At 47.4% G+C, this 18,371-nt stretch carries 12 protein-coding genes; 4 read left to right on the forward strand and 8 right to left on the reverse strand.

Annotated features, from left to right (window positions below; translation table 11 throughout):
- Positions 1-132: 132 nt before the first annotated feature.
- The 4 genes from ACFS5N_RS13400 to ACFS5N_RS13415 all read right to left on the reverse strand — a co-directional run bounded on the left by ACFS5N_RS13400 (position 133) and on the right by ACFS5N_RS13415 (position 3,492).
- The gene (locus ACFS5N_RS13400) at positions 133-1,341 is read right to left on the reverse strand and encodes an ATP-binding protein (protein ID WP_377186286.1); all 1,209 of its coding nucleotides are present in this window, start codon (positions 1,339-1,341) and stop codon (positions 133-135) included.
- A 217-nt stretch (positions 1,342-1,558) separates the two neighbouring features.
- Entirely contained in the window at positions 1,559-1,777 is a 219-nt protein-coding gene (locus ACFS5N_RS13405) for a hypothetical protein (protein WP_377186289.1), read from the reverse strand.
- Between the two features lie 121 nt (positions 1,778-1,898).
- On the reverse strand, positions 1,899-3,209 hold the full coding sequence (locus tag ACFS5N_RS13410) for a site-specific integrase (protein WP_377186292.1): 1,311 nt from the start codon (positions 3,207-3,209) through the stop codon (positions 1,899-1,901).
- Positions 3,106-3,492 (reverse strand): helix-turn-helix domain-containing protein, encoded by a 387-nt coding sequence (locus ACFS5N_RS13415; RefSeq protein WP_377186295.1) that lies wholly within the window; start codon positions 3,490-3,492, stop codon positions 3,106-3,108. The genes ACFS5N_RS13410 and ACFS5N_RS13415 overlap by 104 nt, the downstream gene beginning before the upstream one ends.
- Positions 3,493-3,566: 74 nt before the next feature.
- Between ACFS5N_RS13415 and ACFS5N_RS13420 the strand changes: the two genes are divergently transcribed.
- The gene (locus ACFS5N_RS13420) at positions 3,567-3,782 is read left to right on the forward strand and encodes a helix-turn-helix domain-containing protein (protein WP_377186298.1); all 216 of its coding nucleotides are present in this window, start codon (positions 3,567-3,569) and stop codon (positions 3,780-3,782) included.
- Positions 3,783-3,979: 197 nt separating this feature from the next.
- On the opposite strand, the gene ACFS5N_RS13425 is transcribed toward ACFS5N_RS13420, so the two are convergent.
- Positions 3,980-7,210, reverse strand: coding sequence for an SNF2-related protein (locus ACFS5N_RS13425; RefSeq protein WP_377186301.1), 3,231 nt, complete (start codon positions 7,208-7,210; stop codon positions 3,980-3,982).
- Between the two features lie 636 nt (positions 7,211-7,846).
- On the opposite strand from ACFS5N_RS13425, the gene ACFS5N_RS13430 reads away from it, so the two are divergent.
- Genes ACFS5N_RS13430 through ACFS5N_RS13440 form a run of 3 tightly spaced genes read left to right on the forward strand, consistent with a single transcriptional unit; the run spans position 7,847 to position 15,304 of the window.
- Positions 7,847-9,682, forward strand: a complete 1,836-nt coding sequence (locus tag ACFS5N_RS13430; protein ID WP_377186304.1) for a DUF262 domain-containing protein — start codon at positions 7,847-7,849, stop codon at positions 9,680-9,682.
- Positions 9,679-12,204 (forward strand): DUF262 domain-containing protein, encoded by a 2,526-nt coding sequence (locus ACFS5N_RS13435; protein ID WP_377186307.1) that lies wholly within the window; start codon positions 9,679-9,681, stop codon positions 12,202-12,204. The genes ACFS5N_RS13430 and ACFS5N_RS13435 overlap by 4 nt, the downstream gene beginning before the upstream one ends.
- A gap of 10 nt (positions 12,205-12,214) precedes the next feature.
- The gene (locus ACFS5N_RS13440) at positions 12,215-15,304 is read left to right on the forward strand and encodes a cold-shock protein (protein WP_377186310.1); all 3,090 of its coding nucleotides are present in this window, start codon (positions 12,215-12,217) and stop codon (positions 15,302-15,304) included.
- Between the two features lie 18 nt (positions 15,305-15,322).
- On the opposite strand, the gene ACFS5N_RS13445 is transcribed toward ACFS5N_RS13440, so the two are convergent.
- From ACFS5N_RS13445 to ACFS5N_RS13455, 3 genes are all read right to left on the reverse strand, one after another.
- Positions 15,323-15,778 carry a hypothetical protein gene (locus ACFS5N_RS13445; RefSeq protein ID WP_377186313.1) on the reverse strand — a complete coding sequence of 152 codons (456 nt, stop codon included), beginning with the start codon at positions 15,776-15,778 and terminating at the stop codon, positions 15,323-15,325.
- A gap of 11 nt (positions 15,779-15,789) precedes the next feature.
- Positions 15,790-16,467 (reverse strand): hypothetical protein, encoded by a 678-nt coding sequence (locus tag ACFS5N_RS13450; protein WP_377186316.1) that lies wholly within the window; start codon positions 16,465-16,467, stop codon positions 15,790-15,792.
- Between the two features lie 283 nt (positions 16,468-16,750).
- The gene (locus tag ACFS5N_RS13455) at positions 16,751-17,815 is read right to left on the reverse strand and encodes a helicase-related protein (protein ID WP_377186319.1); all 1,065 of its coding nucleotides are present in this window, start codon (positions 17,813-17,815) and stop codon (positions 16,751-16,753) included.
- Positions 17,816-18,371 lie beyond the last annotated feature (556 nt).

Consider the following 18,371-nt stretch of genomic DNA (forward strand, 5'->3'; position numbering starts at 1 on the left):
AAATTTTACGCATGTAGCCTGCACTTCGAATCGTATTTTTAACGTCAGCAGAAGGAACAAATTTCCAATAGTTCTTTCCAAGTAGAGGGGGCGAAAATCAATGTGCACGAATGCATATGCTTTTCGATGTCATTACTTTGATAAATATTGATGGGCCGGAACTACATGGACAACTTTACCATTTTTCTCTAGGCGATCGGTTTGATCAAGCGTTACGATAAAGCCTTCATCAGCATTAAAAAATGTAAGCGCTTCGACCACACCATCCAACTCACGGTTGATATTATCAGGGTTTAATTCAAAGCAAACCTGAACGGCCTCTACTAATTTGCCGTTATTCGCGATAACGAAATCGCATTCATTCTTTTCAGCAAAATAATAGATCTCCCTGTGTTTTTGACGTAGGTGCAGGTAAACCAGATTCTCGAACTTTCTGCCATTATCTTCTGTAAAAGAACCTGAATTAACATTGATCAGGCCGGTATCTATTGCATAAACTTTCCTTGGGTTTGCGATCTGTTTTCTTAAAGAATAGCTGAATTTTGGCACGAATTGTAATAGATATGAATATTCCAGGTGTGACAAATACTCCATAACTGTACTGGTAGACCCGATCTCAAACAGCGTTTTGAGCCTGTTACCTGTGATCAACTTTGAAACATTGGAGAGCAGATAAAATGCCAGCCGTTGCAACGTTTTAACATCCCTGATGCCATAGCGAACTGCGATGTCTCTAATCAAAATATCCTCGAATAATTGATTTAATATTTCAGGTATCCCTTGTTTTAAATATTCCGGAAAGCCGCCTAATTCTAAATAGCTTAATAAAGAAGACTTATCATAAGATAATCCTTTAAAGGAACAGAACTCGTGATAAGAAAAAGGGAAAAGCTCTTTTGTGATGTGCCGCCCGGTTAACCTGGTTCCCAACTCTCGGCTTAATAAAGAGGCATTAGAGCCTGTTATTACTAATTTATAATCCTCATCCAGCTTTTGCCTTGCATATCTTTCCCATTCTGGGATAATTTGGATCTCGTCAAAAAAAAGCACACTACTTCCGCTGGCCTTTATGGATTCATCCAGCCTGGCAAAGTCGGTAGGGCCGAATTCATAAAGCCGGGGATCTTCAAAATTAAGATATAATGCATCAGGATATCTCTCTTTGAGTAGTTGGAAGAGCAGCGTACTTTTCCCGCATCTCCTTATTCCCGAAACAATTAATGCAAACGCCGACAGGTCTGGCAAAGTTGCCAGCGCATCTCTTTTCAGACCAGGATCTTTTTGAGTCAGGTTTGCTTTTTGCGTTTCGATAACCTGATTAAAGGCAGATTGAAGTATCATGTTTATTCATTTGATACAAAAGTACAAAATGTTTGTTAGTAAAATACAATTTTGTTTGATGTCAAAATACAACTATGATCTTCGGTAGATAGCCAGGTTTAAAATTCATATGACTTTTACGATTCACAGTTACACTCTTATTTACAGAGCTAACCCGAAAACACCATTCATAAGAGATTCTATTAGCCGAGGTATTCGGCGTGAAAAACACGAAAGATCAAGGGATAAGAAATTTCGCCAGAACCGCCTCACCATTTTGGGATTCCTGGCGCTGACGAATTGAAACCTTACGACCATATACGGTTATCGATTTTAAGGTGACATGCTTCACTTGTTCAATAGGTGTCCAGCCGAGCCTTTCACCTTTAGGGCGGATAAGTTTCACAGGTTTTGGTGTCATCGCTACAAAATTAAACAATAATAATTTTAGCGCCAAAATGAGCTTTGCCTCTGGAGATCAAATGCCGGGGGTACAATCACAACCACAAATGAGGCATTACAATAATGCGATTTTAAGCAATATTATTAGGCTATATAATTTAAAGACCTAATAAATTTTAATCAACTTCTTCTTCAGTTAAAAAGAGCTCTTGGCCAATATATTTTTTCTTTAGCGGCTTCATGTCCCTGCTTACCTTGGTATCGGTTATGCGTGCATATAACTGGGTAGTATTAATACTCTTATGCCCAAGCATCTGCCCTACAGTTTCAATCGGAACTCCATTGGTCAGCGTTACAGTGGTTGCGAAGGTGTGACGGGCACAATGAAAAGTCAGCCGTTTTGTCCAGCCCATCAGGTTGGTTATATCTTTGAGGTAGGCATTAGCCTTTTGATTGCTTATTTTAGGCAGGATAAAATCTTCATCCAGAATTCGCGGATAATCTTTATAGTGTTCAACAAGACGCAAGGCCGGGCTCAATAGAGGAACTCTTACGCGATTGTTATTTTTCGCCCTGTAGGTCTGAATCCAAAGTCCGCCATCTTCGCCTTTTAATATATCAGCCCTTTTCAGCTTGATTGTATCTGCATAGGAAAGACCAGTGTAGCAGCTGAAAAGAAATAAATCTCTTACAATGATAAGTCGGCTCTTCCTAAATCGTCTTGTTGCAAGCTGATTAAGCTCATTGCCGGTAAGATATTCCCGATGCACTTCTTCATGCCTTACACGATATGCGATGAATGGATCGCGTTTTATCCATCCGATCTCATAAGCTATTTTTATAACAGTCCTCAGTTTTTTGACTATCTGTATAGCAGTATTAATCTTAACGCCGTAGTCTGTTTTAAGGTAGTACTCGAAATCACGGACAAACCTGTAATCTATCTCGTCCAAACGAATATCGTCGGCTTTATTTTTCATGGCGACGTACTTTTTAATAACCCTATAAACCGTCTTGTATTTGGCAAGTGTTCCCGGAGTATAATCTTTCCCCAGCAGCCCAGCTATTTGATCTGTATGATAGTTCCACGCTTCTGACAGCATTTTTGGCGGATCAATTTCCTCGCCCTGCATTAACTTGCGGATATGCACTGCCTGAAATGGCTTTCCCGAAGTGTAAAGCTCAAGCCTGCAGGAATAGGCTCTTGCGTAGAGCACATCCAGCCAGCCATTGGTAATACGGGTATTCTCTTTATTCCCTGTAAGTCGTTTGGTCTGAACATTCCATTCTTCGCGCTTGCATCTCTTACCGGTAGACCACTCCTCGCGCTGTCCATTAACATTCAGCCGAATGTAGATGGGTAATAAATCGTTCTGCTTATTTTTAGGTTCCCTTAGAAGAAAAAGTACACTGAATGTCTGCGACTTCGCAGGCTTTATGACTTCTTTTTCGGGCTTTTTTTTCAGCCCCGGAAAGCATTTTGTCAATATCCTCAGCTTTATAAAAAAAGATCTTACCGACTTTATTATGGCTTATGGTTCCGGCGATCCGCATATTCTGCAAAGTGCCGGCAGATATATTTAAAAGCTTTCGCACGTCTTTACTCCTAAGCCATTTCTGCTGTTGCAGAGTTTGCGCTTCTTTGAGCGGTTTTAAGATTTCGAACAGCTCGTTTTTGAAATTCTCAAGGTCCTTTTTAGTTAATAAATCGTCTGGAGTCACATTTAAATATTTAGAAAAACAGGACAAATGTAACGAAAAGCCGGACATAAAAAATGAAATTATTCAGACTTCCCAAACATCTGTACATTAAACTCATAAAACATTCCAGAAAAACGTTATTCATGACAGAGTTCGGTCTTTATCTTGCCAAAAAATCCGTTAATAAAGCGGAGGTTTCCCGTAAGACAGGAATAGGCAAATCAAGATTGAGTGAATTAGCCATGAATCCCTCGGCAAGGTTAAGAGCAGACGAGTTGTATTTGATCGCCCTTGCAATTGATTCAGACCCTGTTGAAATTTTAAGCCACTTATTTAAGGGCTTAAAACTTAAGGAATAATCTGCCATTTAACGACGCATTACGGTTCTTTTCCCAAAACTGAGCCTTTTTGCAACAGCGGATAATGTATCTAATAATTATTCTCCGCAAATGTTAATACAAAAGTTGTTATGCTTGACGACATTGAACCGAATTATCGATTAACAAAGAAGCGGTGCGTAATTAAAACATCGCATTCACCGAAAAATGTTACGGCCTTAATTGCTTAGGTCAGGTAAGCCGATGATACAGGAGGCTACCCGACTCCACATGTTGACGATTAGTGGAGCATCATTCAATATTTTTTGCAAGAGTTCATCGGTCAAGGCAACCGATTTGTCTTTGCGCAGGTCTAGCAGAGATAAGACCTTTTTGTCTTTCTTTTTTTGCGCTCGCTTTTTCTCAGCCAGAATTGGAGTGAAAATATCCAACCATTGTTGAGAGAAATGGTAATAGTCAATATTATATTCTTCGTTAACGATACGCGGTTCGAACATTTCCAGCACCTGCCGGATCAGTTTTCTCCGCGGCAGGTCTTTTTCAGCAAGTTTAAATTGCTTCTCCAGGATAAATTTGGCAACTTCTATTGCTCTTTTCCGCTTACTGGGCAGGATATTAATCTCATTATCCAATAATAGTTTAATATAATGATTTAATTCATTTTGAACAGACTCGGACCATTTCATTTCCCAGTGCTGGGTACCATTAATGTATTGCCGTAATTGCTGACAAACCTCACCAAGTTCGACCGATATTTTTTTCTCAGCATCGACGAAATACCAACGGGGCGATATGGCTTTGGTGCCTTTAACCGCTAAGAAGATCCAAGGGCGTTCTGAATGACCGATACTTAATTTTACTTTTACGCTGGCATCAACATCCTTCCAGGCTTCATAGGTTTTTAAATCGATCAAGGTATCTTCACCCTCATACAGATCATGAACACTGGTAAAAGCGTCCTTGACACCCGCCCATAAATACTCCTGGTCTTTATTTTCTTTAATGGCCTTAATCATTTCTTCCGGTTTGATCACATGGTCTAAATGCTGCCCCATGATCTCGTCCGGAATAGTGAAATTCGAGCCGATCAGACTTTCTGTATCAAAAGAAGTTTTGATGAGGCGCTCGTCAGAACGCAAGGCAAACTCAACGCTGTCCATCGGCCAGTAGACTTTACTATGAGGGCTATCGAGTCGGTCAATGCGGCCGATGCGCTGCTCGGCGATACGCAACACGCTGGGCATATCCAAGAACATTAGAGCCGAGGCTTGCTGCAAGTTGACTCCTTCGGACATGGAATCTGAGCACAATGCCAGGACATTCTGACTAGTCGAGCCCAGGTCGAATTTTTTGAGAATACTGGCGATAGTCGTTTTAGTGGAGGCCCCGGTAACTACATGGTGCTCGATGCCATTATCCGGGTGATAGGTTCGTATTAATTTATCCAGGAAGTCCAGTGTCAGTACCGTACTGTCAAAAGCTAATACCAAAGCGTGTTCCTTAAATAATTTCAGCAGCTCACTGATCTTCCTGAGTTCTCGCGAGAGGCTCAGATCGATCGACAACTTCGCTATCTGCTCATAAATATTAATCTCTTCCAGGCAAGCTTGCTGGTAGGCGGTTATATCGGTCAGCCATTCCGGGCAAACAGACTTCAACTGATTTTTCGGCAGAGCTACGCTGAGTTTATTGATGGTCGCGATCACATTACCGGACTTATCCTTGCCAGACTTGAACTTGTATTCTTCCAAAGCGGCGTCCGTTCCTTTCAAATGCTCGAGTAAGGCTGCTTTAGAAGAACGCATCTTGGCCTGGATATTATATTTGGATAAAGCCTTAGCTGCCCGCAAACGCAAATCGATGTGATACTGTTCGTCTTTGGCTTCCAGGTCATCCGGCTTCATGATACTTTGCAAATAGATCAGTCCTTTTAATTCTCCGGCAAGCCGGTTAATTTCTTGGGCAATGCGCTGATCTTCTTTGGTTTCCCCAGTCTTGTAAATCTTGGACGAATTTTCAGGGTAACGGCATTGTTTACCTTGCCGGTTAATATACAATTCGGGTTCGCGATCGATCAGCTTATTCAATTGTGTTTTCGTCCGGCGAACGATGAATTTTTCGATATAGGTTTTAAGTGCGGCGAACTCCGGCGAATTGCTTTTAATGTGCCGCTGCCTTTTTAGTTCTTTGAAATCTTCCAGTTCTTGGTCGCCCAGGTTATCTACGCCCAACAATTCGATCAATCGCATTAAATCCTTCGGCCTTTTATTGATCGGGGTAGCGGTTGCCAGAATAATATTATCTGACGTGTGCTCTGCTACGCTCATGCTCCGGAAAGAGTGCAAGTTCAAGAAGTTATGGGCCTCATCTACAACCAAGATGTTGGCGTTACGTATTTCCTTCACATACGTTCCGTGACTGTGCCCTTTAGTGTAACTTAAAGCCCCCATGGAAATCTGGCCGCTTTGTGAGAATTCAATATCTACAAACTCTTTATGCCAGCTGTCCTTGACCAAGGGTGGGCAGATCGTGACTGCGTAAGACCTATTTCGCCGACCTGTCTCCCATAACCAATGGTACAGTACTAATTGCAAGGTACTGATCATCTTCGTCTTACCGGATCCGGTTGGATCAGCGATCAGTACACATCCCTGAGTTTGCAGAATATACATTGCCTGCCCCAAACCTAAACGCTGTGATGGCCATAACTTCAAGTTGTTCAGCTTATTATATAGCTCTGGAATATCATTTAGCCAAGGTTTGTCCACCAATTCGGAGATCGCGCGTGCCAGTGCCTCCTGCCACGTCACCAGCTTGAGCAAATTTTTCAGTAGCTCGATAATGGTATCGTTGTAAGGCTTGCCAAGCTTGTAATAATTTTCCGCTATCTGTGTAATCTCGCAGTATTGTTTATGCTCTCTTGGTTGCGACAAATCATTCGCGATCCTGATATTGGCTTCATGCTGTAAGGTCAAGCCATTCTTGCTAAAATTTGCGGAACCCAGGATTGTATGTTTGTCGCCCACATAGATCTTGGCATGAAGCCCATCCGATAAACGAAAACAGATCCGGCCGCCTTTAATCAGCTCAATCACCTTGATTACGACCCCACCGTTTAACAAAGAATAATGTTGACCTGCCCAATACTCCTTCACATCCTTATCGAGTTCTGCACTCTTCCAAAGCTTACGCTCCCGTAGTTCCGGCTCAAAACCCAGCACAATCCGCACATCCTTCAAGTGCCCAAATACTACTTTGCCTCCAAACAGTTCAATAATATGAGCCAAAGAAGTAAATCCCGTTACTACCAAATAACTCTCACTTTCAGCAATATCTTCCATCACAACCTCGAGCACCGTGCGTCTCTCAACGAAGTCTTTTAGATTCAACGGGAAAGCATAATTGTCAGGCCAAGTCACCAAGGGTGGTGGCGGATTATCAAAGTCCATGACTTGCTGGATTCTCGGAATATTGAGCTTAGGTCGTGACACTTTATTGGATTAGATCATTGAAGATAGGGAATTATAATATTATATAATACATGTAGAACAATACTGATAAATTCGTATACAAGACTTATAATGAAAATTTCAGAAGCGTTGACCAGACGATTCCGTAGGCTGCGGGCCATCAAGTGTGCTAATGTTAAACAAAAATCAAATTTGACAGTCAAAACATTTAGTTGGTCAAAGGGTAGAGGAATTAATTGACTGTGATTTAAAAACAGGGGGAGTTAACATATGCAGAGTACTTAGGAGATTACGAATATCTGTTATTTTGATAATGTTCGGTTATCCGTTGTCAGATTAAATGTGACAGCTTTATATGTTTAATTAGCCTGTTAAACGATCCGATTTTTGTTCCGCTCCTACCGTATGGTGGTGTTGGTGGTCAATCAATCGTCACCTTTGAGTCGGGTGAAGCAAGAGATATGGAGCACACAGGGCGGTAGGTATCGGCCTTTTGCGACTTATCACCGAAAACTGGAAGCCCAGTCAACAAATAAAAAAGCCCTTGCAGGACGGAAAAACAGGTTTCGGTATTTATATTTAACCGAAATAATACCTGTTCACTAAACCGATCATATGCAAGAACTCCTGAATACCCCGGGCGAAGCCGGTGCGCTAAATGATGCAGACCTGACGCTCTTACCGATACGGGATCTGCTGAAAAGCCGTTTTTTTATCCCCGCTTATCAGCGCGGCTACCGCTGGACCAATATACAGGTCGAACAATTACTCGACGATATCCTCGAATTCAAGAAACTGAATGGCCCGGTTTCGGATGCTCCCGATGCGCCATTCTATTGCCTGCAGCCCGTGGTCGTGAAGAAAAGAGCGAGGAACGGACAGCCCGAATGGGAAGTCATCGATGGACAGCAGCGGCTGACGACGATCCTGATCATCCTGCACTATTTCAATAAGACGGAGTTCAAAACCGAGCGGCCTTTATACCATATCCAATACCAGACCCGGCCGGATAGTGAGACCTTCCTGGCCAACCTGGAAGATGCCGCCCTTGCCGCCGGCAACATCGACTACCACCATATGCACCTGGCCTACCAGACCATCAGCAACTGGTTTGACGCGCTCGAAGAGGCGCATATCGGTGAGCGCAGCGAGCTTTACCCGGTGCTGGTCAAAAACATCAAAGTGATCTGGTACCAGGTCGACGACAGTAGCGGCCGCAGCGATACCGTGCCAGTCGAGGTTTTTACGCGGTTGAATATCGGCAAGATCGCGCTGACGAACAGTGAACTGATCAAGGCGCTGTTCTTGCAGCGCGGCAATTTCGAAAACGGGAAAGTAACCGCCAGGCAGCTACAGATCGCGGCCGAATGGGATACGATCGAAAAGCAACTGCAGGATGATGCTTTCTGGTTTTTTATTTATGACATTGCAAATCCCCTGAAGTATGAGAACCGTATCGAATATATCTTTGATCTGATGAAGGGCAAGCAGCCAGAGGATGAACACTATCACACCTTCAACCGCTTCGTAGAAGAACTGGCCCGAACCCGTCTCCCGGCAGACCGGGACAAGGCGAGTTTGCTCTGGACCGAGGTCAAAAAATACTTCCTGAGCTTCGAGGAATGGTTCGGAAACAAAGAGTTCTACCACCTCGTCGGTTTCCTGGTCGATTGCCGCGTGCCGATCAGTACACTCAAAAAGGAAGCGGAGGGCCGCACCAAAAAAGCGTTCCGCGCTTATCTCGACCGGCAGGTGCACGAGCAGGTCAAAGGCGATATCGCCACGCTGGATTATGACCATCAGAACACCCGCAAGGTATTGCTCCTGTTCAACATCCAAACCCTGCTGGCGACCCGCAACGCGGATTTCAGGTTCCCTTTTTACCGGTACAAAAAGGACAACTGGGATATCGAACACGTCCGTTCCCGTACCGCCCAGCAGGTCACCGCTGGGCAAAGGCATCACTGGCTGACTGGAGTACTGGAGTATTGCACGGGTCTCAGGGAGACCACTGCTGAACATCAGCAGGCTGCTGTAGCCGCACTCCGCGAGGGTGAAGAAAAAGTGATCGCCCAGCAGATCTTAGCGATATTGCCAGAGAAAAGGGTCGGGGACAACGTGTTCGAAGCCTTGTACAAACGGATATCCCAGCATTTCCGGGAGCACAACCTGCCGGGGGACATCGACCACATCTCCAACCTGGCCCTACTGGATTCCGGTACCAACCGCAGCTATAAGAACGCCATGTTCCCGGTCAAGCGCAAACGCATTCTCGATAATGATAAGACCGGCATCTTTGTGCCGATCTGCACCCGTAACCTGTTCTCCAAATCCTATAGTTCCCGGATGAGCGACCTGATCTACTGGGAGGCCAGCGATGCCGCGGATTATCTCCTGGCGATGCAGCAAACCCTTGAACTTTATCTAAAAACCCCCGAACCTGCCCAATGAATATAGTTGCCGATATCGCCAAAGGCGAACGCCTGACCTTCCTGGAACTTTTCCAGCAGAAGCACTATGATGTCGAGATTCCCATCATACAGCGCGATTATGCCCAGGGCCGCGCTTCCAGCCGTGAGGTGCGCGAGGTTTTCCTCGACGCCCTGTTCAACTACCTCGAAGAGGGCCTGCCCCACCGCGACCTCGATTTTATTTACGGCAGCGTCGAGCGGCAGGACGATGGCCTGAACCGCTTCATCCCGTTGGACGGACAACAGCGCCTGACGACATTGTTCCTGTTGCATTGGTACCTAGCCACCCTGACCGGCAATCAGGCGGCTTTCCAGTCTACCTTTCTTCGACGGCAGCGCTCCCGCTTCACCTACGAAACCCGCAGTAGCTCGCAGGAATTCTGCGACGCGCTGGTGGCGGCCGTTATCGATCTGGGTCAGTTGCTGCCGCCGGATGAGGGAAAGCAGAACCGTCTGTCCAAAACCCTCCGTGACCGCGGCTGGTATTATTTATCCTGGGACCAGGACCCCACCGTCCAATCCATGCTGACCATGCTGGATAGCATCCATGCACGCTTCCATAGCCGCCCCGAGTTTTATGGCCGCCTCACCAGCCGTGATAACCGGGTGATCACTTTCCTGATGCTGCCGCTCCAGGAATTCGGGCTGACCGATGACCTGTATATCAAGATGAACTCCCGCGGCAAGCCGCTCAGCCCCTTCGAGAACTTCAAAGCGCGTTATGAGCAGCACATCGACGAACTGCCCTGGAAGAACGCCGGCGATTATACGCTGGATTTTGGCGACGGCCCGGTAGTCGTTTCCCGGCGCACTTACTTTGCCCACCAGATCGATACCACTTGGGCCGACCTGTTCTGGAACTACCGTGGGGTAGGCGGGCCCTACAGTTCGTTCGATAAAGAGCTCATGAACTTTATCCGGGTGATCCTCAGTGCGGCTTATGCCCTTCAGAAGTCTGCCGGTAAAGATGAAACGCTGGAATATCTTTTCGGTACCCAGGTCGTCAGCCGCAGGCCTGATTACAGCGATGTGATAAGCTACCACAACTACCAGCAGTTCGGCGCCCTGAGTAAAAAGGCCTTCAAGTTGCTGACCGGCACTTTCGACTGCCTGTCTAACGGTAACCAACCGATCCGGGTCCATTTACCCGATACCTTCCATTTTGACGAACAGGTGGTGTTCCGCAAAGTGCTCGACCATAGCCTGAGCCAGGAACAGCGGGTACAGTTCTATGCCTATACCGGTTTCCTGATTGAGCATAAGGGCGATATCACCGGACTCACACCATGGATGCGCGTGATCTATAATCTGACGGTCAATACGGTCATCGACGGCGCTGAGGAAATTGCGTCCGCCCTGCGCTCGGTAAAAGAGCTGCTGCCATACAGCGCGGACATCCTTAACCAGCTGACCCGGCTCAAAACCACTGCTGTCGATTTCTTTTACCGTCGCCAGGTACAGGAAGAACAGTTAAAAGCGCACCTGATCCTGAAAACGCCGGAATGGGGACAAGCGATCCTGGCGGCCGAGCGCCATGGTTATTTTCTAGGTCAGATCCTTTTCCTGTTCGAATACAGCGGTGTACTGGAGTGGTTCGAGCAGCATGGCCATTGTAACTGGAGCGTCGCGGAAGACCTCGCTTTTTTGTCTGCTTTCCAGCATTATACCGCCTCGGCCGGTGCGGTCTTTGCCACTATCGGCACCGCAGCCAACAAGGACTTCATCTGGGAACGCGCCGTACTGACAAAGGGCGATTACCTTCCCTGGCTGACCGCCTGGCGCCGGAACTTCCTGATCAGGCCTAGGGACAGGGATTACAGTTGGAAACGCCTGTTGCGCCTGCCGCCACCTTCGGCACACGCTGACGACATTTACCAACAAGCCCAGCAGCGCGATCTGGTCAAACAGGTGCTGGACGATCCCATTTTCAACCGGGAGGACCTCCGCGGTTCCCTGACCCTGATCTGCAAAAACCGCCCGTCCGACTGGCGTAGATATTTTATTCGTAAACCCGCGCTCATTGGCTATTGCTCGCAGGGCTATATCCGATTCTTTCAATCCGAACATAATATCCGCCTGTACAAACATTCCCAGCAGAACCATACCCAGGTCGAACTGTACACCTACGACCTTTGGCTGCGGGAGCTGGAGAACAAACCCTTGGGCCTGCCTTTTGACTACTGTTATTACCAGGATGTCCGCACCGGCGACGAACAACCCGGTATCCGTTTTACGGAACTGAAGCTCGGGCGCAAAACCTACCGGATGGAACTGGATTACCAAAGCGAAGGCACGACCTTTGAGTTCCGTTTCTACAAAGAGGGGGGCAAGACAAGCCTTGAGGCTTATCAAGCCGAACTCACCACCGTGCTGGAAGCCCAGGAACTGGAATGGTACGAACAGGATAAGCATTTCTGGTGCTTGGCTGATACGGCCACCAAAGCCATGGAGAAACTGCTGGCGCTCAGCAAAGCACTCGCCGAACTCAAAGCCACCTTATAGCAGCACACTGATGGCCGAAGACCACTACAATACCCTCCGTTACCGGATCGGCACCGTGAAAAACCTGGTCGAAGACAAAGGCTTTGGCTTTATCAGCGCGATGCGCCAGGATGGTGGCGGCGACATCTTTTTTCATTATAAACAAATGCGTTCCGCCGCTGTCGCTGTAAAAGACCTGGTGGTCTACCTGGTCAAACCTTCCCGCAAACACGAGGGCAAAGAAGAAGCGGCCGGCGTAGCGCTGCTGCGCGATGTCATAGACTATAAAAAACTGCTCCAGCTCTACCTGGTTTACGGCCTCCAGCAGATCTGCACGCAGCTCGTAAATTTTACCGTAGAAGAACGTGCGCAGGCCGATCCGGCGTATACCCTGCGCCAGGTCTGGGCGCATGAACTTTGCGCGCCTTTTCAGCCCCGCGACAGCATCCGCTACCAGCGCTTCATCCGTTTTATGGCCGAAGATGCCGCACTGCCTCTTGTAACGTTCGCAGATATGCTGCACGTGCTATTAGAGAAAGATACCGGTCTGCCCGCTGCTGTCCTGTTTCTCATCTTCCGGCACCTGAAGCAGGAGCCAACCCTTACTGCATCCTACGACCTCCGCGCACTCTATGAACAGCTGGATGCCGGGGAACGCGAAACTTATTTTGCCGACCTGCCGCTGCCGGACCGCCTGGAGCTATCGGCCCTCAAAGAGATCAGCACTGATGAACAGTTCCAGAGTTTATTGCGGCTGTTAGGCCCTGAAGCGGATGCCGCCCTTAACTTTGCCACCATCCGTGATCAACTGCAGATTGCTGACCATTTCCAGCCCTTACTTTGGCTGCGGGATATGCGATCAGAATTCCCCGCAGCAGAGCTTTGTGCAGCTATCGCAAGCGGCTATACTGTTACCGAGCGCGATGCCCTGCTCGACAAGATGAGTATCGATCAGCAGGTTAGCATATTTCCCTTTGAGGCGGTCACCGAACCCGCGGCCTGGAGCCTCTTCGTTGTTTTCCTCAACCGTAACGAAAACCGGAAGCTGGCGCTGCAAGCCTTCCTGGCTTCGGGCTTGCGCTTGTCTCCATATTATTATCTGCGCTGTGTGACCGCCGGGTTCCTGCCCATCGCCGATGCCGACGAGGCCCTGCTAAAAGCTGGTTTACCCGGTTCCGTCGCCGATGACCAGCAGCAACTGATCGCGAAAGTAGGTGCCGACTATGCTCTGCGCCTTTTTTCCGACCAGCTCGCGGCCAATGCTTATGAAACGCTTAAACTGATCTTGTCCAGCTTGGCCGGCGGCAACCGGATCAGCCGCATCCGCGGCATTACGGACGAGCTGGCTATCCGGCTTTGGCAGGAAGGGTTCCTGGACCGCCCGGCGGTACCGGTACTGGCTGCGCATCTGTTGCTGTTAACAGACGCAAAAACAGCATTGGCTTTCCTGGAAAAGACCGGTCCAGACCGCGAAGACATCCTGCAGCAAGCCGGACAGCTATTGCTTGGCGCTTCGGGCAGCGACCACGTTCCGGTCCTGCACCTGCTGGGTGTTGCCAAACAATGTGGTTCTCCGCGTTACGACCACCTGCGCTTCATCCTTTATGAAGGCATGGGAGACTGGATACGCCTGTACCTGTGGCTATACGATCACAGCGAAACCATCGCCTTCGGCCAGTTCTCCCCATATTTCGTTACCCTGACCGCAGCAGAACAGAAGCGCTTTCTGAAAAAGACCTTTTGGGAGCTCAGCCGCAACCCGGCCGCAGCAAATCTCCGCCAGGTGCTGGCCCTCCGCGATAGTGCCGTAGACCCCGCTTTATCCCGGCAGGCAGGAAGCCAGCCCATGGATTTTACGGTGTACGTCGTGCTGCAGGCCATGGAAGACCTGGCCGCCGGCTCCGTCACCCGCCCGGATGTGATCTATAAGATCATCAGCCAGCAAATCCGCTCGCCCGAGGAACTCTTGGTACTGCACGGTTTCTTTGATAAATGCCAGGGAAGGCTGGGACAGGACCGTTCGGTTACTCCTGCTAAGGACCAGTTGATCCCCCTTAAAAGCGAGCGCGGCCCGGTACCCGAAGGCATTATTTATTGTGAAGGGCGTAAAGCCCTGATCAAAGGAACCAGCCAAGCCGCGCGCTGTGAGCAGACCGGCCTGGAATTCTGGTGGTGCCATAACCAAAAATGTTACGGCTCCTGTATTTCCAGTCATGAAGACTGGGAACACTATACCTTACTCGATCTGCTGCGGATCGCGGGTATCCCTTTCGCTCAAGCTGACTACGAATTGCTGCTGGGTTATATCAACAAAGTCAACAAGTTCCTCTCGCACATGAAGTGCGCCCACTGCAAACACATCCTTCGCCCCATCACTGACGGTGCTACGCGCAATTATGGTTTTTACCGCGTCAGTCATTTCGCCTGCGATAACCCGGAGTGCGGCCACCGCGGCGAACAGGTCTATTTATCCCATTGCACGAACGGCGCCTGCTCGGGCGTGATCGACTCCCGCGGCTCGGTCAAATGCAAGACCAAAGGGGCAGCGCACCCGGACAAAGGCTGGTATATCTGTAAGGATTGCCTGGCCTGCTGCAACACCGAGGGTATTGGAAAACGCGCTTATATCCTTGACCTGACAGGCCAGCATTATGGCGGGCCTATAGAAGGACACCGTGACCGAGGCATCATCTGCTGCCCGAAATGCGGCACCGAAATGGACCCGCAGACCGGCAATGCGGGCGACTACCAGCGTATCCTGAACTGGTACATTACCAACCGCTATACGGCGCGTTCCATCCTCAGCAGCGGGCAGCGTAAAGATGGTAAGTATTGGTTTTTATTACAGGCGCCACACTGGGATGCGGACAAGCTCCGGGAATTCAAACAGAAACTCTACCGCTATATCGCCGCCGGCTTTAACGTGCCCGATATCCGCCTGGACAAAGAAAGCTACCTGTTAGCCGAAGGCTACGGTGACCGTCCCGCAGGGGAGATCCGTTTGCTCGAATGCCCCGCCTGTCACTACCAACTCGACCTCGTTTCCGATATGGAACGTTTCGTTGCGATGCGCCATTACCATACAAACATCCACATGTCTGGGTTCCGTAACCCGGAATAACCGCCGTTTTGATCCGTCTCAGTGCGTTTCCAGATAGGTGTTCAGGGACTCAAAAGTGTCCTTAAAAGCCAGATAGTTTTTAATGATATTTGACCGACGCAGGTAGACCGTTTTGCCATTCTTATGCACGACATGCTCGGTATCCGGCTGCAAACGCTCCGAGGGGATCAGCCAGATATCGGCCGCTGAGGTCAGCTCGCTGATCCTCCCCTGAAAGCAGACCAGCGCATAGAAGAGGTTCGGCGCTACCGGCAACTTCCCATGATTGCAAATCAGCCAGTCGTTGGCTTTATTGACGCCCTTGACCTCGACAACGGCGATCGCCCCGGCAAGAGTCCTGACAATGATATCGACCCCCTTCTTATTGCCCAGCGACAGGTAAGCATCCTTGCCCGCCCGGCAAAGCAAACTCATCAACAGGTATTCCGAGGCTAAATTGGTATTATAACTGATCTCCGAGCTTCTGGCCGGCATAATGGTGAAGTTTAAAGGCCGTGCCACTGCTGTGACCAGGCCCGGTGAATAAAATGGCGCAGCGGCCGATGCAGCCCCGGGTTCGCTGCTTTGAAGTCCGCGATCTGAAAACGCGCAGAGCCCGAAGGCGTCAGCAGTTGCCGCACATGCAGTTCCCGCTCCGGGTGGGCGGTTGCAAATTGCACCACCAGGGCCCAGCGCGCATCGAAAAAAGCGATACCCGGCTGCCGGGTCAGGTAAACGTTCCGGATGGTCGGATATTGCTCCAGCAAGCCAACGACATCGGTATATTCAAACGCTTCGAAAGCACCGGCTATATCGCTGTCCAGGTATTTACCCAATAGCCTGCGGTGAACCGGGTTTGTTTCGTCCGCATCGGCGATCACGGACACCAGATCCGTTAGTGCCACCCGGTGAACCCGGCAAAAATTCTTCCAGTCCGCCGGTGAACCCTGCCGCAGGTTCAGCCCCGATTCATGCAAACGTGGCAGCACGTCCCAAAAATAATTGTTCCGCGTCCGCCCGTAAAACCAGCCCGCACCGTTACCCTCCGGCCAGCTTGGATTAAAAGTACCCACGACTAGTGTCTGCGGCACGAAGTCGATCCGTTGCAGGTCCAGGTCAGCTGAAAATTTATGAGGACAGGGCATATTCCCGCTAAGATAGAAAGGGACATTTTTTATTTCCAATTAATTTTCGATAATTTCCCAACGCCGACGGCAAAACAACCACTACTGCTATCCACATTTAGGGTACCCACTCCGCGGCGGTCTTAACAAGTGATTCAACAGGTCATTTTCACACTCAGTTACCGGCATTGAAGGACAGGTACCAGCAATACGTCGCTGATTACACGAAAGGGGCAAGTTGCTTTACACCAAACAGATCAAATATAAACTCAACTAAATATTTCAGCGCTGCGAAGGTATAATCTGTAAGATCCATAAATACTAATATTGTTGGTAAATCCAACTAAATGTTTTCTACAGCGATTATTATCTCCTTACTTTTATTTTTTGAACTGAACTCGATCTTTTTTAAATAGTCGTCCCCTAAATGTTTTTTAAACCATAATATTTCTTCAACAAATAGCCTTAGTGACTTCTTATCGTCCTTTAATTCGACTCCTCCAAGCCTTCTAAGGCTAGCAGTAGGTAAAGTATGATAGTAACGTATGTCCTTTATTAAAGCTTGAATAAAATCGAAATTTTCAAATTTCAAGTCTCGCAAGAATTTGAGAGATTTTTTTAAGTTATCAACTGCTCGTTCTTCCAGAGAGGTTTCGCTGCGTCCAAATTTATACTTAGGCTGAAAGCGTTTCGTTTCTTCGTATAAAGGCCAGAAAAAACTGGAAAGTTTAAGAGTCGGCTCCTCGATAGGGCATTGTACATTGACTAAAAGCTCCTCGAAGTCGATTTCTTTGATCGAGCTATTTCCTTCTTTACCAATTGTTTGAGCGAAAAGACTTAGTCCTTTTCTTCTTAATACGTTTAGCTGATACTCTTCAGATCCTTTTGCTGTCTTCACACGAGGGGGGAGGTCTGTTATTTTAGCAATAATTTCAGAATGATTTTTTTCTAAATCAGCATACAAGTTTCTTATTTTGGTAATAGTGCTTAACTCTCCGTCTTCTTCTATATTCTTATTCAATTTTGAGCGTAACGCGGATGCTGTAGGCTCTTCATCGGCATCGAATATTTTTGCATCTTCGCCTAAAGCGTTGTGGATTAAGAACATCTTTTGTTGCGCTATCTCACGGGATTTTACTATATCGGCGCCCTTTATTGATGGAAAAAAATTGTAGATGTAAAGATTATCAAACACTTTCACACCGATACGGTTAATACGCCCAACACGTTGTATAACCCTGGTGGGGTTCCAGGGTATATCATAGTTAATAATAAGACCGGCACGATTTAAATTAAACCCTTCAGACAGTTTATCAGAGGTGAGCAAAATTTTGAAGTGGTCGGTTTGTGTTCCTTTGTATTGAGCATTAAAATCCCCATTCAAGTGCCTGGCTAATTCCTTAGACACCTTGCCGTCGCAAACAAGTAAGGCATATTATTTTTAAGTTATTGCTTTAAAGTTAGCGCATTTTGTAACCAAAAATTGCTTGGTAAGCCATTCACGATCATCAAATAAGTAACATCGAATAAAAACCCTTCTTAATATACCTGATAGCTTCAAGAGATTTAAGCTGCCATTGTTGTTATTAATACGTATAAGACATAAGAAAATGGGATATAACAAAGGTCTAAAGTGTTCACGCACTAATTTTTGGAGACTTATCCGTAACCCAGTCTATTGTGGTTTTTCAAGCTAAAGGTTGAAAACGCAGAACCGCTACTTGTAAAGGGGGTCACGAACCGATAATTCTGGAGAAATTATTTGAAGATGTCCAAAATAATAATCAATACAAAAAGGAGGCTTTTTTGTAAAGGGAATGAGTTAAATGATTTGTTTAGTCTTTTCAAAATTAAACGGAAATGTGCTTCCAATTATCATGGAATCATTTCAACGGCACTCCCATTTACCGGCGTATCACCTGATGATTAGGGCGCATTAAAAGTGTTTTTACCTTTAGCAACGT

The sequence above is a fragment of the Mucilaginibacter ximonensis genome, from assembly GCF_042686265.1.
GTDB classification, from domain to species: Bacteria; Bacteroidota; Bacteroidia; order Sphingobacteriales; family Sphingobacteriaceae; genus Mucilaginibacter; species Mucilaginibacter ximonensis.

Coding starts and splice junctions, on each gene's coding strand:
- ACFS5N_RS13400 (WP_377186286.1), bottom strand. CDS start 1,341: ATGATACTTCAATCTGCCTTTAATCAGGTTATCGAAACGCAAAAAGCA.
- ACFS5N_RS13415 (WP_377186295.1), bottom strand. CDS start 3,492: ATGTCCGGCTTTTCGTTACATTTGTCCTGTTTTTCTAAATATTTAAAT.
- ACFS5N_RS13420 (WP_377186298.1), top strand. CDS start 3,567: ATGACAGAGTTCGGTCTTTATCTTGCCAAAAAATCCGTTAATAAAGCG.
- ACFS5N_RS13425 (WP_377186301.1), bottom strand. CDS start 7,210: ATGGACTTTGATAATCCGCCACCACCCTTGGTGACTTGGCCTGACAAT.
- ACFS5N_RS13430 (WP_377186304.1), top strand. CDS start 7,847: ATGCAAGAACTCCTGAATACCCCGGGCGAAGCCGGTGCGCTAAATGAT.
- ACFS5N_RS13435 (WP_377186307.1), top strand. CDS start 9,679: ATGAATATAGTTGCCGATATCGCCAAAGGCGAACGCCTGACCTTCCTG.
- ACFS5N_RS13440 (WP_377186310.1), top strand. CDS start 12,215: ATGGCCGAAGACCACTACAATACCCTCCGTTACCGGATCGGCACCGTG.
- ACFS5N_RS13445 (WP_377186313.1), bottom strand. CDS start 15,778: ATGCCGGCCAGAAGCTCGGAGATCAGTTATAATACCAATTTAGCCTCG.